Origin of the sequence: Paenibacillus terreus, assembly GCF_042138595.1 — a bacterium.
Lineage (GTDB): Bacteria > Bacillota > Bacilli > Paenibacillales > Paenibacillaceae > Paenibacillus > Paenibacillus terreus.
Genome location: NZ_JBHIRX010000056.1, coordinates 1 through 302, shown reverse-complemented (window position 1 = coordinate 302; position 302 = coordinate 1). Strand labels below are relative to the sequence as shown.

Genomic DNA, 302 nt, shown 5'->3' with positions numbered 1-302 from the left:
AACCGTGGTGTAGAGGCCTAACATGCCTGCCTGTCACGCAGGAGATCGCGGGTTCGAATCCCGTCGGTTCCGCCACTATTGTAATAGCTTCAGGGATGAGAACCCAAATAGGGTTCGTCGGAGCCTTACTTCTTAAGGATCAGCTTCGCAGTCTCTCATGAAATGAGAGTATCCCGGAGGTTCCGTGTAGCAAAAAACTTCAGGGATGAAATCCTGTGTTTGTTGTGAGCCATTAGCTCAGTCGGTAGAGCACCTGACTTTTAATCAGGGTGTCGAAGGTTCGAGTCCTTCATGGCTCACCA

At 50.3% G+C, this 302-nt stretch carries 1 tRNA gene; it reads left to right on the top strand.

Going from position 1 to position 302, the window contains the following annotated elements:
* Positions 1-226 precede the first annotated feature (226 nt).
* Positions 227-302, top strand: a tRNA-Lys gene (locus ACE5KN_RS31115).